This window comes from Flavobacterium subsaxonicum WB 4.1-42 = DSM 21790 (assembly GCF_000422725.1).
GTDB classification, from domain to species: Bacteria; Bacteroidota; Bacteroidia; order Flavobacteriales; family Flavobacteriaceae; genus Flavobacterium; species Flavobacterium subsaxonicum.
In genome coordinates this window covers 74106-97110 of the sequence record NZ_AUGP01000028.1, presented here as the reverse complement: position 1 = coordinate 97110, position 23005 = coordinate 74106, and the positions used below count along the sequence as shown (strand labels likewise).

Genomic DNA, 23005 nt, shown 5'->3' with positions numbered 1-23005 from the left:
GTTACTGTTTTATTGATGCAAGGTACTGTATGCTAATATCTATAAGCTTTAATTTTACAAGCGATGGGTTATCGCCTTTAATAGTCTCTATAATGTTTTTGTTCTCGGCAGCATAAAACAAAAAACCCTGTACATTTTCTGCCGGAATTTTAAACTCCTCAATAATCTCTTCGTCAGTATAAAGGCCATTTAAATATTCTATAACACCTACTTTCTTTTCGGTCTCCACTGCCTTTTTAAGCATTTTGCTGCGTCCGCTAATAGCGTTAAAAATAGCATCGGTACCATCTTCGGCAGTAAAAAGCTTTTTCTCGGCGGCGGTATATTGCTTTTGGTCTTTAGGCACAATACCCAGGCTAACGCTGTTTATGGTACTGCCCTCTACCACTACCTCTTCCAGCTCGTACGCATTATAATTAACCGATATTACATACGGCACTTCGGCAAACGATGCCTCGCTAACCGCAAACTGCCTAACCTGCGTTTTTGTGCTGTACACCACCAAGAGGTCTCCGGCCTTGGCCTGAATAGTGAAATTACCCTGGGCATCGGTCTTGGTTTCCAACGCGGTGGTTTTGTTAATAACAAATACATCGGGCACAGCAAGATCGCCGGTAACAACCCGCCCCTGCAGGGCTTTACGATCCTGGCATACCGCCGGAAGGCACACAAAAAACAACAGTATAGAAAGCAGTTTATTCATTCTCGTTTATTAAGGCCAGATACTTGGTAGCCAGGCCTGCCAATAAAAATTTGGCCATGTTCTCGTTCTTAGCATTCATGGCATTGCTAAAATATTTGTTCTCTACCACGTAAAAAACAAACCCGCGCACATAGTCGGCCGGAATTTTAAGCTTGGCCACAATATCTTCGGCAGTATAAATATAATTAATTTTCTCCATTAAATCCTCCTTCTTCTCAATATCGGCGGCATCTCGCAGCATGGCGGTACGCCCGGAGAACATATTAATAATGGGGTCGAGCCCAAGCGGATTCATTTTAAATTTAGATGCTGTAGCCAGTTTTTTCTCGGCAGGGGTGTATTGCTTTTGCCCTTTGGGTACAAGGCCCAGTGTTTCGGTATTGATAATGTGGCTGTAATCTACAATTACCAATTCGTTTAGCTCGCGGTGCAGCACCTCAAGCGGAACAAACAGCAGGTCGGCATTGGTATTTTCTTCGCATACCACAACAGTCTTCGCCTCAAATTGTAAGGATGAAAATACAAGGGTATCGTTAACGGTGGCCGGGATATTAAAATAACCGCCGCGGGAAGTTAAAACACTTTTATCGGCATTTTTGTTAATTACGTAAATGCCCTCAAGGTCATCAAAATCAGAAACAACTTTACCGCTGATGGGTTTACGCTCCTGCGCATATAGCGTTACAGAAGCTAATGTTAGCAGTAGTAGGAAACAATTTTTCAAGAATATATAGTTTGGTTGATGGGTACTCTGTAAAATAAGGCAGGTTAAAAAACATGTGTCCCCCTGCATAAAAATCTTTGTAACTTTACCTTTTCTTACACTAACTTAACGAATGAAAAAACTAATTATTGCAAGTACCAGTACTTTGCACGGCGGCAATTACCTGGAATATTTACTGCCTGCGCTGCAGGATCATTTTAAAAACTGCAAATCGCTGGTGTTTATTCCCTATGCCAGGCCGGGGGGCATTAGCCATGACGACTACACAAAACGTGTGGCCGACTTCTTTGCAAAATTAAGCATTACCGTAAAAGGGGCACACGAATTTGAGAGCCCTGCCGCGGCGTTAACCGACGCTGAAGCCGTGTTTACCGGCGGAGGCAATACTTTTTTACTGGTTAGCCAACTTTACAAAACCGGCGTTATGACTACTTTAGAAAAGGCCATACAAAACGGAACGCCCTATTTGGGCAGCAGTGCCGGCAGCAATATTTGCGGCCTTACAATGCAAACCACCAACGATATGCCTATAATTTATCCGCCCAGCTTTACCACCCTTGGCGCGGTGCCGTTTAACCTTAACCCCCATTATTTAGACCCACTGCCTGATTCTACCCACATGGGCGAAACCCGCGAGACCCGCATTAAAGAGTTTCACCAGTTTAATACGCAGCCGGTATTGGGCTTACGCGAAGGCAGCTGGCTGGACGTTAAAGGCAATACGATTTTACTGAAAGGCGACCTGCCGGCAAGGCTGTTCAGGCAAAACGCCGAACCCGAAGAACTGGAAGCAGGAAGTGATTTGAGTTGGCTGAAGTAAGGCATTACACCAAGGTTCACAAAGAAGATAGTCCTCTCCCCCAGCCCCTCTCCACACGAGCATAGCGAACTGGCAAAGCAAAGGAGAGGGGAGCCGAGAACGGGTACTATTCGACAATAACTTATATTATTGTTAATCCAAACAATTGAGTGTAGCTGCCCCCCTCTGCTTCTGCGAAGGGTTGGACGAGGCCAAATACCACTCATTAAACTAACTTCATTATTTTTTTTTACCCAAGAGTGTAGCTGCCCCCCTCTCCTTCGGAGAGGGGTTGGGGGAGAGGACAAATACCACGCATTAATGTAACTTCTTGATTTTACCCAAGAGTATAGCTACTCCTCCTTCACAAATCATGCAGTTGCTTAGCAAATTAAATATCTTAAACCTAAACTTTCATTAAATCACATTATATGAATAAAAAGCAATCAACATTAGTTCTTATTGCTTTCGGTATTTTTTTAATATTTATAGGTTTCCAATTCTACACCTCTAAACAGGAAAGCAAAATAATAGCATCTAAAAATCTTCAATTATCAGGAAAAATAACAACTATCCAAAAGCTAAAATATGGTCATGAATTTGGTTACCTCTTTATAGATATTAAAAAGTCGAATTATAATTTTATCGACGAGAGAGATACTGACAATGATTATTCGTTTATAATAAAAAATGGCAAATGCCTTTTAGTTATTAGCGGATTGCTTACTATTAAACCCGGAGACGATATAAAAATTGATAAAGACAAATATAGTATATACAGAAATGGCAAGGTAATTATAGACCAATCCAACATAGCAGTATTGCCTCGATATTTATATGATGATCCAAGCTCGCTTTTACTAAGCAAATAATCAAAAAAAAAGCCCTTAACTTTCGTTAAGGGCTTTTTGCAGAGCGGAAGACGAGGCTCGAACTCGCGACAACCAGCTTGGAAGGCTGGAGCTCTACCAACTGAGCTACTTCCGCATTTGTGGGTGCAAATATACATATAAACTTTTCTTAGATGCAAACTTTTTTTCAAAAACTTTTAACCTTGCGCTACTTTCCCGTTTAATATATTTAGCCTTAATTTGTTACCCTAAAATAAATTTAATGCCCACCATCAAACAAATACCCTCTCAGGCTACTTTTGCCGTTCGCCAGCCTGTTTTAAGACCCGGAAAATCAACAGACACCTGTATTTTTGACGGAGACGACCTGCCCACCACCAATCACTTCGGGATTTATGAAAACGAACAAATTCTGGGTGTAATTTCTATTTTCCAGGCCAACCATGAATTTTTTAATGAGGAGCGCCAATACCAGATACGCGGCATGGCAGTTTTGGAAAACCAGCAGAAGAAAGGCCTGGGCGACCAGCTTGTGCAGGCAGCAGAGCAGTACGTTTGCCAACAAAACGGTAAAAAAATATGGTTCAACGCCCGCGAAATTGCCGTGGGTTTCTACAATAAAATGGGCTATACCGTTATTGGCGAGCCGTTTAACATTGGCGATATAGGCACCCATTTTGTTATGCATAAAACGTTGTAAATTAACCTTTACCCAACAAAAAATTACATTTTTCGCAAGATATTCTTCGGCGGCTGTTTTGTACCTTTAATAAGAATTTTGATAGTGGCCTACCCACAGTCCGCCCATACCCGTACCTGCTCGCGGAGCACTTAGTCTACGTCCGGATACACACTGCCCCCGTTTGGCAGCGTTGGTGGCCTGCCATTAGCAGCATTCGTTTTAACCAAACACAAACCAATATGCTTAAGGCCGCCACCATAGTAGTACTGCTGCTGTTGCTATTTCCTGCTTGTAAAAACACATCGGCAGGCAACATCAATGTAACCGTACGCCCCGCAAACACAGCACACTTAAAAAACACCGCGCTCAATATAGATAGTTCGCTTTTAGAAAAAGCACCGGAATCGGTACAGGCTTTTTATGCCGCTAACGATAATAAAACGGTGTGGACCACACAGGCCGACCGCCTGGAACTGCAAAAAGCTATAAACGATGTGGTTACCGATGGGCTTATGCCCAATGATTACAACATTACCTTTTTAAAAGAGTTTGAAGCCCTTACCGCTATTAGCGAAGAAGAGTGCATGCGCTACGATATTTTAATGACAGAGTCGTTCGGCAAACTGGCATCGCACCTGTTTAAAGGCAAACTAAAACCCTCTAAAGTATATTACGACTGGGCTTTATCACCTAAAAAAATAGACACCAACAAACTGCTTACCCAAGCGTTAAAAGAGCATGGGGTACAGCAAATTGTTGCCCAATGCAGGCCACGCCATGCGGTGTATACCGGCCTTCGCGAAAGCCTTGCTTACCTCAACACCCTGCCCGAAGATAAAGACATCCCTAAAATAGAAGTATCCAAATCGGTATCCTTAAACGATTCTACCGCCGTTGTAGGCATCATCAAACAACGCCTTATCTATTGGGGCGATATGGATGCATCGGCTTCCGCCGGAACTGTTTACGATAAGGCTACCGCAAAGGCGGTTAAGAAATTTCAGCTAAGGCATGGCATTGTTGCAGACGGCACCGTTAACAGCCGCACTGCCGATGCCCTTAACTTTAGCCGAAACGCCCGCAAAGAGCAGGTAATTGCCAATTTAGAACGTTGGAGATGGTTCCCGTACGATTTTGGAGAGCGTGCCATTGTAATTAATATACCCAACTACCGTTTGGCGGTGTTAGAAAACAATAAAGACACTGTGCAAACCTACAATGTGGTGGTGGGCAAACCCGGCAGGAGGAGCCCGGTTTTACATTCGGTGCTCAGCAACCTCGTGCTTAACCCTACCTGGACAGTACCGCCTACGTTTATGAAGGAAGACCTAACCCCATCGGCCATAAAAGACACCGCTTATTTTAGCCACCTGGACATGAAAATTTTCAGGAAAAATGTAGAAGTCCCCGTTGCCGAGTGGGATTCCCTCAAACCAGACCATTACGTGTATGTGCAAAGCCCGGGCAACCACAACTCACTGGGCCGTATAAAATTCAACTTCCGCAACAGCTTTAGTGTGTATTTACACGATACCAACCACCGCGAATACTTTAAAAAACCCTACAGGGCATTAAGTAGCGGCTGTGTTAGGGTGCAGGACCCGTTTAAACTGGCAGGCTATGTACTGGATAACGAAGAGGCCGGATGGACCAAAGAGAGAGTAGACGAAATTGTTGCCGAAGAAACAACCCAAAGTATTGGGCTAAAAAAAACCACCCATGTGCACCAGTTATACTGGACCGCATGGATGGATAAAGACGGGCTGCAATTTAGAAATGATATTTACAGCCTCGACAAAATATTGTATGATAAATTACGAAGCCAGCGCTGATGATTTTACATACTTCTCTGTAGGATGGTATATAAAAAGGCATGATCTGTCTTTAATAAGGTTGATAACTTCTTTAGTAAGGTTACCCGGCAGCGCAGGGCATCCCTGGCTTCTGCCTAATCTGTGGTGCATTTTAATAAAGCTTTCGCTAACATAGTCGGCTGCGTGTACAACCACTCCCCTGCTGCGTGCATTGCTGTTTATGCCTTTCTCTAAACCGTCTAAACGTAACGACTGGCCGTGCTTGCCGTTGTAAATTTCGCCGGTGGCATAAAAGCCAAGGCTGCTTTGATTAGAGCTGTTATCGTTGCTAAACGCCGTAGCAAACTCATCGCCACTGTTGCGGCCGTGTGCCACAAGCGTGTTGTACAAAACGGTTTGTGTTGCCATGTCTATTATCCAAAGCCTTTTGGTGTTAGATGACTGGCTAAAATCGATAACCGTTAAAAGGTCTTTCTTAATTTTTCCTTGTTCCTTAAGGTGTTTAAAGCCATTCATTGCCTTAGTAAAGCAGGCAAAGCCGGGCATTGTTGCAGAATGTGCCTTGATCATGTTGTAAACAGATTCTGTTTCGGCAAGCGCATTGTTGGTAGTGGTAACCACTGGTGTTGCAGCGTTTTTTGGTGTTGTTGATGTAAAAGAAAAGAACAAAAATAAAACCGACGTAAAAAAGTTGTAACCCATAGTAATCTTGTAGTTGTGTGTTTAACGTGGTTGCTAAATAAGTTAATAAAATCTTAAAAACCAAAAGCAACTGTGTTAAAATCAAATATTTAACATTTTCATTTGGCAGGGACTCGTTCCTGTGCCGTTCTCACTTCATTATCTGTATAACGGGTTAAAAAAGAATGTTATTGCCCGGCAGTTAAAATTTATGATAAAAATTTTAGCGGGACTGCGTTAAACTTAACCCTAATAAAATATAAAACTTAACCAATTTATAGTAATTTTATGGCTTGCTTCTGCATACATAATGCAGTAATCATGCCAAAACGTTATAATTACTTGAAAATGAACAAAAAAGTTATCCTAATGATACTGGATGGCTGGGGAAAATCGCCCGACCCAAAAGTATCGGCTATAGACAATGCCAACGTTCCGTTTATAAATAGTTTGTATAAAGATTACCCAAGCGCACAGCTGCGTACCGATGGCCTTAATGTAGGCTTACCGGAGGGACAAATGGGCAACAGCGAGGTAGGCCATATGAACCTTGGCGCAGGCCGCATTGTATACCAGGACCTTGTAAGGATTAACCTTGCCGTACAGGAAAAAACCATTGCTAAAGAACCTGCACTGGTAGACGCCTTTAAATATGCTAAAGACAATAATAAGAAAGTACACCTTTTAGGCCTTGTGTCTAACGGCGGCGTACACTCGCACATAGACCACCTTAAAGGCCTTGCCGATGCTACGCAGGATGCAGGACTGGATAAAGTGTTTATCCACGCTTTTACCGATGGCAGGGATGTTGACCCAAAATCGGGCGTTGGATTTATATCCGACCTCGAAAACCATATTAAAAATACCAACGTTAAGCTGGCTTCTATAATTGGCCGCTACTACGCTATGGACCGCGATAAGCGCTGGGAGCGCGTTAAACTGGCTTACGACCTTATTGTTAATGGCCTGGGCACACCAACCACCAACGCTATAGATGCCATTCAGGAAAACTACAAAGAGGGTGTTACCGATGAGTTTATCAAACCAACGGTTATAACTACAGATGGCACAACGCCTGTTGCCGTTATAGAGCCCGATGATGTGGTTATCTTCTTTAACTTCCGTACCGATCGTGGCCGCGAGTTAACCGAGGTGCTATCGCAATTTGACGTTCATGAGCAAAACATGCATAAGCTTAAGCTGTATTTTGTTACGCTTACTAATTACGACGATACTTTTAAAGATATCCACGTTGTTTACGATAAAGATAACCTTACCGAAACCCTTGGCGAGGTGGTATCTAAAGCCGGTAAAAAGCAAATTCGTATTGCCGAGACAGAGAAGTACCCACACGTTACATTCTTTTTCTCAGGTGGCCGCGAAGAGCCTTTTGAGGGCGAAACCCGTTTGCTTAGAAATTCGCCTAAAGTAGCAACTTACGACCTGAAGCCCGAAATGAGCGCTTTTGAACTTAAAGATGCTTTGGTGCCCGAACTGCAAAAAGGCGAGGTAGATTTTGTATGCCTTAACTTTGCCAATGGCGATATGGTGGGCCACACCGGCGTTTTCGAGGCTGCCATTAAAGCCTGCGAAGCTGTTGATGCCTGCGTTAAAGAGGTTATTACTGCCGCCTTAGAAAACAACTACACCACTATTGTAATTGCCGACCACGGCAACTGCGAAACCATGATAAACCCAGATGGCAGCCCTAACACGGCACACACTACTAACCCGGTGCCAATTATCCTGGTAGATAAAGACCTTAAGCATGTTAAAGATGGTATTCTTGGCGATATTGCCCCTACTATCTTAGACCTTATGGGCATACCACAGCCCGAAGTAATGACGAGGCATTCGTTAGTTTCTTAATAAAGGTGCTTAGATACTAAGGTGCTTAGGCTCTTAGATAAAACAAAAACCCGCAGGTGCATTAGTCCTGCGGGTTTTCTGTTTTTGAGGTTTTAAGGGACTTAATGGCTTAGACGCTAAGGAGCAGAAATTATAGGCAATATTCAGCTTCAGAACTTAGCCCCTTATAACCTAAGCCCCTCAGCCTCTTAAAACCGATAAAACTCATGTTTTTAAGAGGTTTAGAATAATAGATGGGAATGTTGTACTTTTGTACCCGAAAAATTAGACACACATGATTATTCCTAAAACGAGAGAACAGATCGAATTGATGCGCGAAAGCGCCCTGATAGTTTCTAAAACCCTTGGCATGATTGCCTCTGAGATAAAACCCGGGGTTACTACCCTGCATTTAGACCGCCTGGCCGAAGAGTTTATTCGCGATCACGGTGCCCTGCCCGGCTTTAAAGGCCTTTACGGATGCCCAAGCACCCTGCTTACCAGCGTAAACGAACAAGTGGTGCACGGCCTGCCTACCAACCGCCCTATCGAAGAAGGCGATGTGGTATCGGTAGATTGTGGTGCCCTTAAAAACGAATATTACGGCGACCACGCTTATACTTTCGAGATTGGCGATGTAGCCGAAGAAACCAAAAAACTGCTTAAGGTTACTAAAGAGTCGCTGTACGTGGGCATCCGCGAGTTTAAGGCGGGCAACCGTGTAGAAGATGTGGGTAGCGCCATTCAGCGTTACACCGAAGCGCACGGCTATGGCGTAGTGCGCGAGCTTGTGGGCCACGGCCTTGGTAAAAAAATGCACGAAGGTCCCGAGATGCCTAACTACGGCAAACGCGGCCGTGGCAAAATGTTTGTAGAAGGCCTTGTGGTTGCTATTGAACCCATGATCAATATGGGTACTAAAAATATCCGCCAGCTTAAAGATGGGTGGACTATTGTTACCCGCGATGGCAAGCCAAGCGCCCACTTTGAGCACGATGTTGCCCTTATTGATGGCAAGCCTGAGCTGCTTAGTACTTTTGCTTATGTGTACAAAGCCCTTGGCATTGTAAGTGATGAAGAGAATGAGTTTAGGAGGGAGCCTTTTGTGGTTTAAGTAAGATGGCTATTTCACAGAGATGCACAGAGAAATCACAGAGACACACAGAAAATATGGAAATTAATGATTTGACTGGCAAAATCATTGGGCTGGCAATAGAAGTTCATAAGAATTTGGGTCCTGGATTACTTGAATCCGCTTACTCTGAATGCTTAGCCTATGAAATTTATAATTCCGGGCTGTTAGTAGAAAGGCAAAAACCTTTACCGATTATATATAAAGACATTAAATTAGATCACGGATATAGGATAGACCTGTTGGTTGAACAAAAGCTCGTTATTGAACTTAAAACAGTTGAATGTTTTACTGACGTACATTTTGCTCAGATCCTTACTTATATGCGATTAGGCAATTATCCAGTTGGTTTGCTAATAAATTTTCACACAAAAGTTTTAACTCAGGGTATAAAACGATTTGTAAATTAATAAATATAAACTCTGTGAATCTCTGTGATTCCTCTGTGCATCTCTGTGAAATTCGATGAAGAAACTTTTTAAACTTATACTTAACACCATACCCCGCCCGCTGCTTATACGCTTAAGCTATGTAGCGCGTCCGGTACTGGCTTTTGCCCTTAAGGGAAACACCTATACCGACCCGATAGACGGCAAAAGCTTTAAAAACTTTTTGCCGTATGGTTATGGGCACCAGCGCAATAATGTGCTGGCACCGGGCACACTGTCGTTAGAGAGGCACCGCCTGCTATGGCTGTACCTTACTAATGAAACCGACTTTTTCTCGGCACCAAAAAAGGTATTGCACTTTGCCCCTGAGCAGGCGTTTTACAAACGCTTCAGGAACCAGAAAAATTTAGATTACACCACAACCGACCTTTACTCGCCCCTGGCAGATGTAAAGGCAGATATTTGCAACCTGCCGTTTAAGGATAACGAATACGACCTTATATTGTGCAACCACGTATTAGAACACATTCCAGATGATACTAAGGCCATGCAGGAACTGTACCGCGTGCTTAAACCCGGCGGTATGGCAATACTGCAAATTCCGCAGGACTTAAACCGCGAAACTACTTTTGAAGACAACACTATTGTTGACCAGAAAGAGCGTGCCCGCATTTTTGGCCAGTACGACCACGTTCGTGTTTATGGCCGCGATTATTTCAACAAACTTAGAAGCATAGGCTTTAGGGTGGTTGAAGAAGACTATACTAAAAAAATAGACCCACAGGATGTAGAGCGTTATTGTTTAGCCAAAGGCGAAATTATACCGGTTTGCTATAAAAATTAATTCTTTAGCCACGAATTACACAAATTGCCCCAATTTATTTCTTTGACTTAAATCAAACAAAGCCCGGATATTTGTGAAAATTCGTGTAATTCGTAGCTAAAGACATCAAAATAAAAACCCCTTAGTAAAATCACTAAGGGGTTTTCGCATTTTAACCAGGAACAATTTATTTAGTTTCAGGCATTAATATGCCAATAACTTTATCTTTAGTTAGGTACTTTTTAGCAACATCCTGAACTTCTTTAGCCGTAAGGCCGTTTACTTTACCTTCAACCGCAAAAATCTCCTCAGGGTTGGTGTTGTTAGTAAACGAACGCTCCAGGTAATCCATCCAGTACGCGTTCTCTTTAATATCCTTTTTATATTCTAAAAGCTCAGCCTCTTTATATTTGGCAAGATCTTTAGCCTCGGGACCATTATCAATAATTTTCTGAAGTTCCCTAAGTGCCGATGCCGTTAACTTCTCGGCATTATCAGGTCCGCACGGAAAACCAATATTAAAGCTGTACGAGCCATAAGGCACCTTGTTCATGCTGCCACGGGCACTAATGCCATACACACCGCTTTCGTTCTCCCTAAGCTCTTCTATAAGCTTAATGGTAAGAATTTCGCCAAGTGCCTTTATGGCCAGCGCCTCTTTAGGGCTGTAAGACGTGTCGCCGTAGTACATAATGCTAACATTACTTTTAGGATCAGAACCTTTATTCACTATTTTTTTATGATCGCCTTTAAGCATACGGTAACCCAGATCGGTAGGTTTTTCCCTCTTATCGCTTGCCGGCAACGATGCTATGTACTTGGCCGCAAATATTTCCATAGCCTTATCGTCTACGTTACCCACAAAGTAAAACTCAAAGTCGGCAGCATTGGCAAAACGTTCTTTGTATTTATTGTAAGCCAGCACATAATCGGTTTGTGCCCATGATGCCTCCGTAGGTATAAGTCCGTTAAACCTTGGATTTTCCTTATACAAATACCCGTAAAACTCCTGCTGGAAATAAAAGTTAGGCTGCGATGCCATATTTTTATAAAACGCCGACTGTTTTTGCTTGTAGCCCTCAAAAGCGTCTTTATCAAGGTTAAGGTCGGTAAAATAAGCATGCACCATCTGAAACATATATTCAAGGTCTTTAGGTATAGCACTACCGCTTAAACCTTCGGTAGTACCGCCAATGTAAGGCCTAACCTGGGCAATTTTACCCGTCATAAACTTATTGATATCGTTAAGCTTAAGTCCGCTAAAACCCGCTTCAGAAAGTGCGTTGTTAGCAAACTGCACTTTTTTAATATCATCGTTACTGTACAGATTGCTGCCACCAAAGCTTATAGCCTCCAGCAACACTTCGTCGTTCTTAAAATCGGTTTTTTTATAGGTAACCTTAGCGCCGTTGCTAAGGGTAAGGGTGGTAGTGCCCAGCTTGGCATTACTTTCTTTTTTAGCAATGCTGCCCGGTTTAATATCGCCTCTTAAAAGGCTGGTAGCCGCAACGCCGTCTTCATAAGGCGTAAGCTTATCAGTATTAACATTAAGCACTGCTAACACCTCTTTTTCGGTAGGCTGCTTAAGGCCGTCTTTTTCGGGACCGGTAAAAATAACCACCCTGTTATCGGTAGTAATATAATCTTTAACCATGCCATTAAGATCGGCCAGCTGAACCGTTGGCAACACTTTTTGCATGGCCTTAAACGTCCACTCTATGCCCGGCACAGGCTCCTGCTCCAAAAAGTGATTCTGGTATTCGCTAACAAAATTTTCCGATTCGGTTTTATCCTTGTCGTTAAACTGGCTTTCCATCTGGGCCAAATACTCGGCTTTAGCCCTTTCGAGTTCGCCCTGGGTAAACCCGAATTTACGTACCCTTTCGTTTTCTTCAACAAGCACCTTAAGAGCGTCGAGCTGCTTGTCTTCCTGCGTTACTGCGAACGACTGGTATGCCTCTTTGGTACGCGCCCACGTGCCACCATGATATGTGTACCCGTAAGTAAAGGGAGGTGTAGGGCTGTTAGTAAGCTCTGTAAGCCTGTTGTTAAGCATTACAGAGAATAACCCCTCGTTAATATATTTTTTAAAATCGTTAATGGTAACCAGCTTTTTAGGCAGGGTATGGTCTTTATAAATAAGCCTAACACGCGAGTACGATGCCTCTTTATCGCTCTCCACCGCTACAAAAGTCTCTTTATGGTTAGGCACTTCGTATACCTTACGCGGCCTTTCGTTCTTAGGGTTTTGGTACGATGCAAAATGCTCCTGGATCTTTTTTTCCATGGCAGCCACATCAATATCGCCTACTACAATAACCGCCATAAGGTCTGGCCTGTACCAGTCTTTGTAAAACTTGGTAATTTTATCGTATTTAAAATTTTCCAGAATTTCTTTTTGCCCAATCGGCATCCTGTCGGCATAATGCGACTGGTACATCATTTTAGGCATAAAGCGGTTGGTCATCCTTTTTTCGGCGCCAAGCCCAATACGGTATTCTTCTAACACCACGCCACGCTCTTTATCAATTTCTTCGGGCGTAAGCACCGCATTAAAAGCCCAGTCTTCTATTACCTGAAAGCCTTTCTCCAGTTTTTCGGGGCTATCGCTTGGTATGGGTAAAAAGTACACGGTTTCATCAAAACTGGTGTAGGCATTAAGGTGCTGCCCAAATTTTACGCCAATGCTTTGCAGGTAATCTACCAGTGCATTTTTAGGAAAGCGTTTAGTACCGTTAAAGCACATGTGCTCCATAAAGTGGGCAAGGCCCTGTTGGTCGTCATCTTCTAAAATAGAGCCGGCATTAATAACCAGCCTAAGGTCTACTTTGTTTTCCGGCTTGGTGTTTTTCCTTATGTAATAGGTAAGGCCGTTTTTAAGTTTTCCGGTTTTTACATTAGGATCGAACGGAATAGGGTCGATGCCCTTGAGTTCCTGTGCTGCCGTAAGCAACGGCGCAGCAACAAGAAACATCCATAAAGAAAGGTGTTTCATAAGATGATTGGTTTTGATTGGTGATATTAGAAACTAAGAAAATTCCTGTTTATTACAAATTTTAACAGTTTATGCTAAAATTAGGTTAAAAATCGCAAACATAAACCGCTGCACGGGTTATAATATTATTAGTATCTTTACGTTGTCGAATAAAACAAACAGAAATGATTAAGCCCGCCTCCCGGTTAATTGCCTTTGCTCTTTTACTATTATCGTTTACAGCCGTTGCACAGGTGCAGCAAGAAATAGCACCTCCTTATAATATTAAAACAGCTTCTTTTATGAAGGAGGGTGCCAATGTTTACCCATACTTTAGGCTTGGCGATAGTTTTACACTGGAGTTTGACGATTTGTTTGGTAACGAGGCTAACTATTACTATACCATTACGCATTGTAATTACGACTGGACACCCTCTACCCAGTTAACCGTTAACGATTATATAGAGGGCTTTGATAACCAGCGTATCCAAAATTACAATAACTCGTTTAATACGTTACAAATTTACTCGCGCTATACATTGTCTTTCCCTAATAAATTTACGCGTATACTGCTTAAAGGCAACTACATACTTAAAATACTTAACGACGACCGCGAGGTGGTTTTTACAAGGCGCCTTATAATATACCAGGAAGAGGTTAGTGTGCCGCTACAGGTAAAACGTGCCCGCGATATGGATGTGATACAGGAAAAGCACAACCTTGATTTCTCGGTAAAAACCACGGCGTTTAACTTTCAGAGTCCGCTGCAAAACGTAAAGGTGGCCTTGTTTCAGAACGGCCGTTTTGATAACGCCATTTACAACGTTAAGCCACAGTACACCATTGGTAACGACCTTATTTACAAATACGATAAAGAAACCCAGTTTTGGGCCGGCAACGAATATTTGTATTTTGATAATAAAGATATTAGAAACGCCGTAAACAATATTGCCCGCATTACCGCCGGCGATATTTACAACACTATTTTATATACTAACGATGCAAGGTCGAGCAAAGGGTACACGTTTTTCCCAGATGTTAATGGTAATTTCCAAACCAAGAACATTAACCTTAGCGTGACCGACCAGGCATTGGAATCAGACTATTCGTGGGTGTTTTTTAAACTGAGTGCCCCTGCATTTTTTGAGAAAAAAGACATTTACATAGGCGGCATGTTTAACAACTACACCAAAACCGATGAGTACAAACTGGAGTACGACGAAAAAACAGCCACATACGCTAAAGCCATTATGGTTAAACAAGGGTTTAACAACTTTATGTACATTACCACCAATAAAAATGGCACCGTTGACGGAAAAAATGCTGTAGATGGCAATTATTACCAAACCGAGAACGATTATAATATTTTTGTATACTACAGGCAGAACAACGAACGTTATGATAGGGTAATTGGCCGCGGAAACGCCAACTCAGAAAACATTATTAACTAACAAGCAAAGAGTTAAATATTAATTTGAGTTAATTTAATATGTGTAACGTAGCCCCACAGTGAATAATTTTGTATTTTTGCGGGTGTATTTACATCTGTAAACCCAATAGCAGTATGGTATCACAAATAACAAGAGGCATTAAAATATCTGTATCAACCAGTTTTGAAGGCACGTACTTTAAGAACTACCGAATCCAGTTTGCTTTTAGCTACGAGATTACCATAGAAAACCAAAGCAAAGATTCGGTACAATTAAACACCCGCCACTGGGAAATTTACGATTCTTTAAACGATATCGAAATTGTAGACGGCGAGGGCGTTATTGGCAAAAAACCCGTACTTAAACCCGGCGAAAAACACACCTACAGCTCAGGCTGCCTTTTGGCATCGCCATTTGGAGCTATGAGGGGGTATTTTAGCATGATCAATTTTACCAGTACCCGTAACTTTAGGGTTATAGTGCCTACCTTCAGGCTTAGTGCTCCTTTTGCATTGAATTAAGGGTTTTATTTCACAAAGATTCGCAAAGAAACACAAAGGCTCACAAAATTTTGCAGAAAGCCCGACTGCTTTTGTACTGAATTAATCAGACACGAATTTCACGAATTTTTACGAATTATATTCTAATGTTAGACCCTTTCAGGGTCATTACATATCGCACGCAATCATAGGGCGCTGCCCTATGCTATTTTATATAACCCTTTCAGGATTTGAGCCTCTAATAGCTATCGTCAAAATCATTAAATTTTAATATGACCCTGAAAGGGTCTAACATAGTAGCGTGGGGCATCGCCCTACGTTTGTGCATTTGGCATTAACCAAATTATTTTTTAATCAGCATATTGCGTTTTTTGCTGCTGTATCTTCAAATACAGTATGCATAATTCTTTGTATATTTGCAATGCTTAAAAATTTAATTCTTTAATACAATTATATCATGCCAAAAGGAATATACAATGTACCCAAAGCTATTAACGAACCGGTTAAGGGCTATGCCCCCGGAAGTAAAGAAAGAGAGCAGGTACTTGCCGCATTTAAAGAACTTTACAGCACTACCGTAGATGTGCCGTTGTACATAGGCGCCGAAGAAATTCGCACCGGAAAAACCAAAACCATCAACCCGCCTTTTGACCATAAAAAAGTTGTAGGCACCTATCACGAAGCCGAAAAAAGCCACATAGAAAAGTCTATTGAAGTGGCGCTTACCGCTAAAAAACAATGGGCTTCTTTAGCATGGGAACACAGGGCTTCGATATTTTTAAAAGCTGCCGAATTGTTAGCCGGGCCTTACCGCGCTAAAATAAATGCCGCTACCATGATAGCCCAGGCTAAAACGGTACACCAGGCCGAGATTGATGCAGCGTGTGAGTTTATCGACTTTTTACGTTTTAACGTAGAGTTTATGTCACAAATTTATGCTGAGCAACCAGTATCGAGCGAAGGCATCTGGAACCGTTTAGAGTACCGCCCCTTAGAAGGCTTTATATATGCCATTACCCCGTTTAACTTTACAGCAATTGCCGGTAACCTGCCTGCTGCACCTGCCCTTATGGGTAATGTGGTAGTTTGGAAACCGAGTGCATCTCAGGTATATAGCGCCAACGTAATTATTGAAGTGTTTAAACTTGCCGGATTACCCGATGGTGTTATAAACATGGTACACGGCGACCCGGTTATGATTACCGATACGCTTGTTTCTCACCCTGATTTTGCAGGTATCCACTACACAGGCTCTACACAGGTGTTTAACGATATCTGGACAAAAATTGGCGGTAACATTTCTAAATATAAAACCTATCCAAGAATAGTTGGCGAAACCGGCGGTAAAGATTTTGTGGTGGCACACCCATCGTCTATTCCTGCACAGGTAGCTACTGCGCTTACAAGGGGTGCTTTTGAGTACCAGGGGCAAAAATGTTCGGCTGCGTCAAGAGCTTACATACCGCAGTCTATTTGGCCTGCTGTAAAAGAGCATTTGGTAAACGATATTAAATCGTTTAAAATAGGCTCTCCTGAAGATCCTTCAAACTTTATATCGGCTGTTATACACGAAGGTTCTTTTGATAAACTTGCAAAATACATCGATGCTGCCAAAGCTGCACCGGATGCCGAAATTATAGCCGGCGGTAACTACGATAAATCTGTTGGCTGGTTTATAGAGCCAACCGTTATTGTAACTACTAACCCTAATTACGATACGCTTTCTACCGAGTTATTTGGCCCGGTATTAACCATCTACGTTTTTGAAGACAGCAAATGGCTGGAAACCCTTAAACTGGTAGACGAAACATCGCCATACGCCCTTACAGGCGCTATTTTTAGCCAGGACCGCTATGCTATAGAAGAGGCCGCTAAAGCTTTGGAGAACTCAGCCGGTAACTTCTACATTAACGATAAGCCAACAGGCGCCGTTGTAGGTCAGCAGCCATTTGGTGGCGCAAGGGCATCGGGCACTAACGATAAAGCCGGGTCTATCCTAAACCTTTACCGTTGGGTATCGCCACGCACCATTAAAGAAACGTTGGTTCCACCAACAGATTACAGGTATCCGTTTTTAGGATAATCTTTGCTGATATTAATACAAACGGCCCCGCAATGCGGGGCCGTTTTTGTTATGCTATTTTGGGTCGCTATTATTCCCCTCCCTTGGAGGGGTGCCCGAAGGGCGGGGTGGTTAACCCCTTATTAGAATAGGCATCAACAATATAATTTTCGAACTCAATCATTACATTATTCAAATCGTGCAATATCCGTAATGATGAAATTCTATAAATTTTAAGTTTAAAAGACATTAGATATTGCTCCCTCAAATCATCATAAACATCTTTATCATTATGACTTGAGCCATCAATCTCTATTATCAAACCCAAAGCCTTTATATAAAAATCTACAATATAATTTCCAATAATACGCTGCCTGTCAAAATCCAATTGATAAAAACTACCAGATCTTACTTGTTGCCAAAAAACAACTTCAGGATAATTACCTGCTTTTCTCAGATTTTTAGAACGATGTTTCAAATCTGGATTATAGGGTAAATTTTGAATGAAATTTCTATATATAGGATTTCCATTTATGTAAGTTAGAACTTCCTTTTCCATTAGAAATTAGTTTTTAACCACCCCGGCTTTCAGCCACCCCTCCAAGGGAGGGAATCCTCACGCAGCTGTAAACCCCAATCTACTACGCCTTAAACTTCAGCGGCAAATGCACTACCTTTTTGGTCTCGAAAAACTCATCGTTAAAAATCTCAACAAGGTTATACTCTGTAGCTTTCGGAAAATCCTGAAGTTCCTCGGTAAGGTCGCCGCCCTTCAGATATAATATACCGTTTTTAAGGTCGTGCAGTTGTTTCTTTTTAGTTCTATCCTTAACCCACTTAACAAAATCGGACATGTTGGTAACGGCGCGGCTCACAATAAAATCAAAGTCTTCGTTAACCAGTTCGGCACGCTTTTGTTCGGCCCTCACATTTTCCAGTCCAAGGGCAGCAGCTACTTCCTGCACCACTTTTATCTTCTTGGCAATAATATCTATCAGGTAAAATTTTGTTTCAGGAAACAGTATCGCCAAAGGTATTCCCGGGAAACCACCCCCTGTGCCAACATCTAATATAGAGGCGCCCGGCATAAAGGGCACAACCTTTGCAATAGCAAGCGAGTGCAGCACGTGTTTAGTGTACAGCGCATCGATATCTTTGCGCGATATTACGTTTATCTTGGCATTCCAGTCTTTGTATAAAGCCTCAAGATTGGTAAACTGCTCTATCTGTTGTTCTGTAAGATCCGGAAAATAGCGTATTATTTCCTCCATTATTTTAAATTTTTGACAAAAGTAATCATTTCCGTTATGAAATTTTACCCTTATTAATGCGTTTACCTTTTGATTAATAATTATCTTTGAAACCAAGATTGCAAGAACTTATGAATGTAAATCCTCCAGTTTTCTCGAAAACCGACTCAATAAAATTCTTCAGGACGCTTACCAAACGCGTTAACGATTATTTTAAGGATAACAACCTTAAAAAAACCGGTAACTGGAAGCTGCACCTTAAGACTATTATAATGTTCTCGCTATACCTTGCCCCCTATTTTGTATTGCTAACGCTGCATTTACCCGTTTGGGCACAGCTGCTGCTTACCATAGTTATGGGCGTGGGCATGGCCGGCATAGGCATGAATGTTATGCACGATGCCAACCACGGGTCGTACTCATCTAAAAACTGGCTTAACAAAATAATGGGCGGCAGTATGTATTTGCTTGCCGGCAACGTAAACAACTGGCAGGTGCAGCATAACGTTTTGCACCACACCTACACCAATATACATGGGCATGACGAAGATTTGGAGGCCGGACGTATTATCCGTTTCTCTAAATCGGCCGACTGGATGTGGATCCATAAATTCCAGCACTACTACTCTATTTTCCTTTACGGATTACTTACTTTTAACTGGGCCATTACTACCGATATTAAACAGATGAGGCGCTATATTAAACGCGGCTTATCGTACGGTAAATTCCAGAGCCCTGTAAAGCAATGGACCATACTGGCCGTTACAAAAATTATTTACGTTTCGGTTTGGCTTGTGCTGCCAATGGCGCTGGGAATAACCTGGTGGAAGGTACTTATAGGCTTTTTTGTAATGCATTATGTAGCAGGGCTTATACTAAGTATTGTATTTCAGCTGGCGCATATTGTTGAGGAAACCGATAACCCATTACCCAATGAACTTGGCGAAATGGAAAACACATGGGCCATTCACCAATTGTATACCACAGCTAATTTTGCTCCTAAAAACCGTTTTGTAAACTGGTTTACAGGCGGGCTTAACCACCAGATAGAGCACCATATTTTTCCAAACATCAGTCACGTACATTACAGGAAAATAGCCGAAATAGTAAAACAAACCGCCAGCGAGCACAACCTGCCCTACCATGAGTTTAAAACCATGAGTGCCGCTGTTGCTGCCCACTTTAAACATCTTAAAGAACTGGGAATGAAACCTGCATTAAATTAAATTTAAAACCACTATAACACAATGAGCGCGCTTTCAGACAGGATTAATAACTTATCTACATCGCAAACACTTGCAATGGCTGCTAAAGCCAGGGAACTTAAAGCACAGGGTAAAGACATTATAAGCCTTAGCTTAGGTGAACCCGATTTTAATACTCCCGATTTTATTAAAGAGGCTGCCATACAGGCCATACACGATAATTACAGCACTTACTCTCCTGTAGATGGTTACGCAGAGCTTAAAGATGCTATTTGCCGCAAGTTTAAGCGCGATAACAACCTGGATTATAAGCCATCGCAAATTGTGGTTTCTACCGGTGCCAAGCAATCGCTTTATAACCTTTGCCAGGTGTTGCTTAACCCGGGCGATGAGTGTATACTGCCTGCCCCGTACTGGGTAAGCTATGCCGAAATGGTTAAAATGGCCGAGGCTAACCCTGTAGAAGTACCTACTACTATAGAAAGCGACTTTAAAATTACGCCTGCCCAGCTTGAGGCGGCCATTACGCCAAAAACCAAGCTAATTATGTTTAGCTCGCCTTGTAACCCAAGCGGATCTGTTTATAACGAAGCCGAACTTACTGCCCTTGCCCGTGTTCTGGATAACTACCCGAACATTTATGTGGTAAGCGACGAGATATACGAGCACATCAACTTTTCAGGAAACTTTTGCAGCATAGCTACAATTCCCGGAATGTACGATAAAACCATTACCGTAAATGGTGTGGCTAAGGCTTTTGCCATGACCGGCTGGAGAATTGGCTACATTGGCGGACCTGAATTTATTGCCAAAGCCTGTACTAAAATGCAGGGCCAGGTAACCAGCGGTGCCAACAGTATTGCACAGCGTGCTACTATTACTGCCGTAGATGCAGACCCTGCCGTGCTGAAAGACATGGTTGCTGCTTTCCACAGCCGTAGAGATTTAGTTGTTGGTTTACTAAAAGAAATTCCGGGTGTTAAGATAAACGTACCAGAGGGTGCATTTTATGTTTTCCCAGATGTTTCTTCTTTCTTCGGAAAAACATTAAAAGGAGTAGAAATTAAAAATGCCGACGATCTTTCTATGTATCTGTTAGAGCATGCCAACGTTGCAACCGTAACCGGCGATGCTTTTGGCAACCCTGATTGTATAAGGTTCTCTTACGCTACCAGCGAAGAAATTTTAACCGAAGCCTTAAAACGAATAAAAGAAGCTTTAGCTGCTTAATGATACTGAGAGTCCCGCAATAGCGGGACTTTTTTTATAATGATGTTTACACTCTTATGCGCAACCGAACAATTGTTCGTTATCACACCGAACAAATTGTACATTATTTTGTACATTTGTAAGTACAACACTTTATAACATGAAAACGATAAGCGTAACCGATTTAAGGAAAAACCTGAAAGAAACCCTTGATAGTGTAAGTGGCAATAACCAGGAAATTATTGTACACAGGCCTAATAACGAAGATGTAGTATTAATATCGCTGGCTGATTACAATGCCCTTAACGAAACTTCTTACCTGTTATCTTCAGAAAAAAACAGGGACCGCCTGATGTTAGGTATTAATCAGGTAAAGGCGGGTAAAACAACCAAAGTTAACCTGGATGAGCTTTAGTATTGAATTTACCAACACTGCTTTAGAAGATTATAATTTTTGGAAGAAAACTAACAACCTTCAAATCCTAAATAAAATTAAATCACTTTTAGCCAATATGCAGCAAACACCCTTTACAGGCATAGGGCAGCCCGAAGCATTACGGCATGAGCTAAGTGGCTACTATAGCCGAAGAATTAATAAAGAACATCGCATAGTATACACCGTAGATGATTCTACAATATATGTCATTCAGTTAAGAGGTCATTATTAATCCGGCAAAAGCATTAAAAAAACTTTGTAACTTTGCCGCCTTGTAACTTTGTTACGCTTAAAAACCAATCATACAAATGCAAAAAAAGATAGTACTATTAGGATCTGGAGAGTTGGGTAAAGAATTTGTAATCGCGGCACAGCGCATAGGCCAGACCGTTATTGCGGTTGACAGCTATGCTAACGCCCCTGCAATGCAGGTTGCCCACGGTTTTGAGGTTATAAACATGCTTGATGGCGATGCCCTTGATGCTGTTATTGCCAAACATAAGCCGGATTTTATAGTACCTGAAATTGAAGCCATTCGTACCGAACGTTTTTACGATTACGAAAAACAGGGCATTACCGTAGTGCCATCGGCTAAAGCGGCCAACTTTACCATGAACCGTAAAGCCATACGCGACCTTGCGGCTAAAGACCTTGGCCTGCGCACTGCTAACTACCGTTATGCAACTTCTGCCGATGAGCTTCAAAAAGCGGTTGCCGAGGTGGGTATGCCTTGCGTGGTTAAGCCATTAATGTCGTCTTCAGGTAAAGGGCAAAGCACCATTAAAACACAGGACGATATAGAAAAAGCATGGAAATATGCGGTTGAAGGTTCGCGTGGCGATGTGGTAGAGGTTATTGTAGAGGCATTTGTAAATTTTAATTCGGAAATTACCCTGCTAACGGTTACACAAAACAACAACCCTACCCTGTTTTGCAGCCCTATTGGCCACCGCCAGGAGCGCGGTGACTACCAGGAAAGCTGGCAGCCCGCCAACGTTACCGATGCTGCCCTTGCCGAAGCGCAGGATATGGCCCGAAAAGTTACCGAGGCCCTTGGTGGTGCCGGTATTTTTGGTGTAGAGTTCTTCCTTACAGATGAAGGTGTCTATTTCTCGGAGCTTTCTCCACGCCCGCACGATACCGGTATGGTTACCCTTGCCGGCACACAAAACTTTAATGAATTCGAACTGCACTTACGTGCGATACTAAGCCTGCCTATAGCCGAAATTACGCTGGAAAAAGCCGGTGCAAGTGCCGTTATTTTAGCAACCGATACCAGCGATAGCCCAACATTTACCGGTGTAGAAAAAATTGCTGCCCTGCCTAAAACTGATTTCAGGTTGTTTGGCAAGCCCACTACCCGCCCGTACCGCCGCATGGGTGTTGCGCTGGTTAGCGATAGCGTAGATACACCTGTTGAGGGCATTATAGAAAAGGCCAAAGCGGCTGCGGCACTGGTTACTGTAAATAAATAATAATTATACAGGTATTGT

The 23005-nt window shown here is 42.4% G+C and carries 22 protein-coding genes and 1 tRNA gene; 16 read left to right on the top strand and 7 right to left on the bottom strand.

The window, feature by feature from the left end:
• Position 1 precedes the first annotated feature (1 nt).
• Entirely contained in the window at positions 2 to 703 is a 702-nt protein-coding gene (locus G509_RS0109370; protein ID WP_026991290.1) for a hypothetical protein, read from the bottom strand.
• Positions 696 to 1427 carry a hypothetical protein gene (locus G509_RS0109365; protein WP_035738798.1) on the bottom strand — a complete coding sequence of 244 codons (732 nt, stop codon included), beginning with the start codon at positions 1425 to 1427 and terminating at the stop codon, positions 696 to 698. Before G509_RS0109365 ends, G509_RS0109370 begins: the two co-directional genes overlap by 8 nt.
• A 112-nt stretch (positions 1428 to 1539) precedes the next feature.
• Here G509_RS0109365 and pepE point away from each other — a divergent pair, with 112 nt between their 5' ends.
• Together pepE and G509_RS0109355 are read left to right on the top strand one after the other, a co-directional pair.
• Positions 1540 to 2247 carry a dipeptidase PepE gene (gene pepE / locus G509_RS0109360; RefSeq protein WP_026991288.1) on the top strand — a complete coding sequence of 236 codons (708 nt, stop codon included), beginning with the start codon at positions 1540 to 1542 and terminating at the stop codon, positions 2245 to 2247.
• A 410-nt stretch (positions 2248 to 2657) separates the two neighbouring features.
• On the top strand, positions 2658 to 3098 hold the full coding sequence (locus tag G509_RS0109355) for a hypothetical protein (protein ID WP_026991287.1): 441 nt from the start codon (positions 2658 to 2660) through the stop codon (positions 3096 to 3098).
• A gap of 42 nt (positions 3099 to 3140) precedes the next feature.
• On the opposite strand, the gene G509_RS0109350 is transcribed toward G509_RS0109355, so the two are convergent.
• Positions 3141 to 3213, bottom strand: a tRNA-Gly gene (locus G509_RS0109350).
• Between the two features lie 126 nt (positions 3214 to 3339).
• Here G509_RS0109350 and G509_RS0109345 point away from each other — a divergent pair.
• Together G509_RS0109345 and G509_RS0109340 are read left to right on the top strand one after the other, a co-directional pair.
• On the top strand, positions 3340 to 3777 hold the full coding sequence (locus tag G509_RS0109345; RefSeq protein WP_026991286.1) for a GNAT family N-acetyltransferase: 438 nt from the start codon (positions 3340 to 3342) through the stop codon (positions 3775 to 3777).
• A 221-nt stretch (positions 3778 to 3998) separates the two neighbouring features.
• On the top strand, positions 3999 to 5591 hold the full coding sequence (locus tag G509_RS0109340) for a L,D-transpeptidase family protein (RefSeq protein WP_026991285.1): 1593 nt from the start codon (positions 3999 to 4001) through the stop codon (positions 5589 to 5591).
• Here the strand turns inward: G509_RS0109340 and G509_RS0109335 are convergent.
• Positions 5574 to 6275 carry a murein L,D-transpeptidase catalytic domain family protein gene (locus tag G509_RS0109335; RefSeq protein WP_026991284.1) on the bottom strand — a complete coding sequence of 234 codons (702 nt, stop codon included), beginning with the start codon at positions 6273 to 6275 and terminating at the stop codon, positions 5574 to 5576. The two genes, G509_RS0109340 and G509_RS0109335, sit on opposite strands and share 18 nt — an antisense overlap.
• 327 nt (positions 6276 to 6602) lie before the next feature.
• Between G509_RS0109335 and gpmI the strand changes: the two genes are divergently transcribed.
• The 4 genes from gpmI (at position 6603) to G509_RS0109315 (ending at position 10467) form a co-directional block, all read left to right on the top strand.
• The gene (gene gpmI / locus G509_RS0109330) at positions 6603 to 8123 is read left to right on the top strand and encodes a 2,3-bisphosphoglycerate-independent phosphoglycerate mutase (protein WP_026991283.1); all 1521 of its coding nucleotides are present in this window, start codon (positions 6603 to 6605) and stop codon (positions 8121 to 8123) included.
• A gap of 274 nt (positions 8124 to 8397) precedes the next feature.
• Positions 8398 to 9216 carry a type I methionyl aminopeptidase gene (gene map, locus G509_RS0109325; protein WP_026991282.1) on the top strand — a complete coding sequence of 273 codons (819 nt, stop codon included), beginning with the start codon at positions 8398 to 8400 and terminating at the stop codon, positions 9214 to 9216.
• Positions 9217 to 9272: 56 nt separating this feature from the next.
• On the top strand, positions 9273 to 9644 hold the full coding sequence (locus G509_RS0109320) for a GxxExxY protein (RefSeq protein WP_026991281.1): 372 nt from the start codon (positions 9273 to 9275) through the stop codon (positions 9642 to 9644).
• A gap of 55 nt (positions 9645 to 9699) precedes the next feature.
• Complete coding sequence (locus G509_RS0109315; RefSeq protein ID WP_026991280.1) at positions 9700 to 10467, top strand: class I SAM-dependent methyltransferase; 768 nt, start codon at positions 9700 to 9702, stop codon at positions 10465 to 10467.
• A gap of 166 nt (positions 10468 to 10633) precedes the next feature.
• On the opposite strand, the gene G509_RS0109310 is transcribed toward G509_RS0109315, so the two are convergent.
• Positions 10634 to 13441: a M16 family metallopeptidase gene (locus G509_RS0109310; protein ID WP_035738796.1), complete on the bottom strand. Its 2808-nt coding sequence runs from the start codon at positions 13439 to 13441 to the stop codon at positions 10634 to 10636.
• Positions 13442 to 13605: 164 nt separating this feature from the next.
• Here G509_RS0109310 and G509_RS0109305 point away from each other — a divergent pair, with 164 nt between their 5' ends.
• From G509_RS0109305 to pruA, 3 genes are all read left to right on the top strand, one after another.
• Entirely contained in the window at positions 13606 to 14871 is a 1266-nt protein-coding gene (locus G509_RS0109305; protein ID WP_026991278.1) for a type IX secretion system plug protein, read from the top strand.
• A gap of 113 nt (positions 14872 to 14984) precedes the next feature.
• A complete protein-coding gene (apaG, locus tag G509_RS0109300; RefSeq protein WP_026991277.1) occupies positions 14985 to 15371 on the top strand; it encodes a Co2+/Mg2+ efflux protein ApaG in 387 nt (128 codons plus the stop codon).
• 436 nt (positions 15372 to 15807) lie between these two features.
• Entirely contained in the window at positions 15808 to 17433 is a 1626-nt protein-coding gene (pruA, locus tag G509_RS0109295; protein WP_026991276.1) for an L-glutamate gamma-semialdehyde dehydrogenase, read from the top strand.
• A gap of 70 nt (positions 17434 to 17503) precedes the next feature.
• Here pruA and G509_RS21785 read toward each other — a convergent pair whose 3' ends face one another.
• Both G509_RS21785 and rsmG read right to left on the bottom strand, forming a co-directional pair.
• A complete protein-coding gene (locus tag G509_RS21785; protein ID WP_051200090.1) occupies positions 17504 to 17971 on the bottom strand; it encodes an endonuclease domain-containing protein in 468 nt (155 codons plus the stop codon).
• A gap of 82 nt (positions 17972 to 18053) precedes the next feature.
• Positions 18054 to 18683, bottom strand: a complete 630-nt coding sequence (gene rsmG, locus G509_RS0109285; protein WP_026991275.1) for a 16S rRNA (guanine(527)-N(7))-methyltransferase RsmG — start codon at positions 18681 to 18683, stop codon at positions 18054 to 18056.
• Between the two features lie 110 nt (positions 18684 to 18793).
• Here rsmG and G509_RS0109280 point away from each other — a divergent pair, with 110 nt between their 5' ends.
• The 5 genes from G509_RS0109280 to purT all read left to right on the top strand — a co-directional run bounded on the left by G509_RS0109280 (position 18794) and on the right by purT (position 22987).
• The gene (locus G509_RS0109280) at positions 18794 to 19888 is read left to right on the top strand and encodes a fatty acid desaturase family protein (protein ID WP_026991274.1); all 1095 of its coding nucleotides are present in this window, start codon (positions 18794 to 18796) and stop codon (positions 19886 to 19888) included.
• A gap of 21 nt (positions 19889 to 19909) precedes the next feature.
• Complete coding sequence (locus G509_RS0109275) at positions 19910 to 21097, top strand: pyridoxal phosphate-dependent aminotransferase (protein WP_026991273.1); 1188 nt, start codon at positions 19910 to 19912, stop codon at positions 21095 to 21097.
• Between the two features lie 139 nt (positions 21098 to 21236).
• On the top strand, positions 21237 to 21491 hold the full coding sequence (locus tag G509_RS0109270) for a type II toxin-antitoxin system Phd/YefM family antitoxin (RefSeq protein WP_026991272.1): 255 nt from the start codon (positions 21237 to 21239) through the stop codon (positions 21489 to 21491).
• Entirely contained in the window at positions 21481 to 21744 is a 264-nt protein-coding gene (locus G509_RS0109265) for a Txe/YoeB family addiction module toxin (RefSeq protein ID WP_026991271.1), read from the top strand. The genes G509_RS0109270 and G509_RS0109265 overlap by 11 nt, the downstream gene beginning before the upstream one ends.
• 76 nt (positions 21745 to 21820) lie before the next feature.
• Positions 21821 to 22987, top strand: coding sequence for a formate-dependent phosphoribosylglycinamide formyltransferase (gene purT, locus G509_RS0109260; protein ID WP_026991270.1), 1167 nt, complete (start codon positions 21821 to 21823; stop codon positions 22985 to 22987).
• Positions 22988 to 23005 lie beyond the last annotated feature (18 nt).

Coding starts and splice junctions, on each gene's coding strand:
- G509_RS0109370 (WP_026991290.1), bottom strand. CDS start 703: ATGAATAAACTGCTTTCTATACTGTTGTTTTTTGTGTGCCTTCCGGCG.
- pepE (WP_026991288.1), top strand. CDS start 1,540: ATGAAAAAACTAATTATTGCAAGTACCAGTACTTTGCACGGCGGCAAT.
- G509_RS0109355 (WP_026991287.1), top strand. CDS start 2,658: ATGAATAAAAAGCAATCAACATTAGTTCTTATTGCTTTCGGTATTTTT.
- G509_RS0109345 (WP_026991286.1), top strand. CDS start 3,340: ATGCCCACCATCAAACAAATACCCTCTCAGGCTACTTTTGCCGTTCGC.
- G509_RS0109340 (WP_026991285.1), top strand. CDS start 3,999: ATGCTTAAGGCCGCCACCATAGTAGTACTGCTGCTGTTGCTATTTCCT.
- G509_RS0109335 (WP_026991284.1), bottom strand. CDS start 6,275: ATGGGTTACAACTTTTTTACGTCGGTTTTATTTTTGTTCTTTTCTTTT.
- gpmI (WP_026991283.1), top strand. CDS start 6,603: ATGAACAAAAAAGTTATCCTAATGATACTGGATGGCTGGGGAAAATCG.
- map (WP_026991282.1), top strand. CDS start 8,398: ATGATTATTCCTAAAACGAGAGAACAGATCGAATTGATGCGCGAAAGC.
- G509_RS0109320 (WP_026991281.1), top strand. CDS start 9,273: ATGGAAATTAATGATTTGACTGGCAAAATCATTGGGCTGGCAATAGAA.
- G509_RS0109315 (WP_026991280.1), top strand. CDS start 9,700: ATGAAGAAACTTTTTAAACTTATACTTAACACCATACCCCGCCCGCTG.
- G509_RS0109310 (WP_035738796.1), bottom strand. CDS start 13,441: ATGAAACACCTTTCTTTATGGATGTTTCTTGTTGCTGCGCCGTTGCTT.
- G509_RS0109305 (WP_026991278.1), top strand. CDS start 13,606: ATGATTAAGCCCGCCTCCCGGTTAATTGCCTTTGCTCTTTTACTATTA.
- apaG (WP_026991277.1), top strand. CDS start 14,985: ATGGTATCACAAATAACAAGAGGCATTAAAATATCTGTATCAACCAGT.
- pruA (WP_026991276.1), top strand. CDS start 15,808: ATGCCAAAAGGAATATACAATGTACCCAAAGCTATTAACGAACCGGTT.
- G509_RS21785 (WP_051200090.1), bottom strand. CDS start 17,971: ATGGAAAAGGAAGTTCTAACTTACATAAATGGAAATCCTATATATAGA.
- rsmG (WP_026991275.1), bottom strand. CDS start 18,683: ATGGAGGAAATAATACGCTATTTTCCGGATCTTACAGAACAACAGATA.
- G509_RS0109280 (WP_026991274.1), top strand. CDS start 18,794: ATGAATGTAAATCCTCCAGTTTTCTCGAAAACCGACTCAATAAAATTC.
- G509_RS0109275 (WP_026991273.1), top strand. CDS start 19,910: ATGAGCGCGCTTTCAGACAGGATTAATAACTTATCTACATCGCAAACA.
- G509_RS0109270 (WP_026991272.1), top strand. CDS start 21,237: ATGAAAACGATAAGCGTAACCGATTTAAGGAAAAACCTGAAAGAAACC.
- G509_RS0109265 (WP_026991271.1), top strand. CDS start 21,481: ATGAGCTTTAGTATTGAATTTACCAACACTGCTTTAGAAGATTATAAT.
- purT (WP_026991270.1), top strand. CDS start 21,821: ATGCAAAAAAAGATAGTACTATTAGGATCTGGAGAGTTGGGTAAAGAA.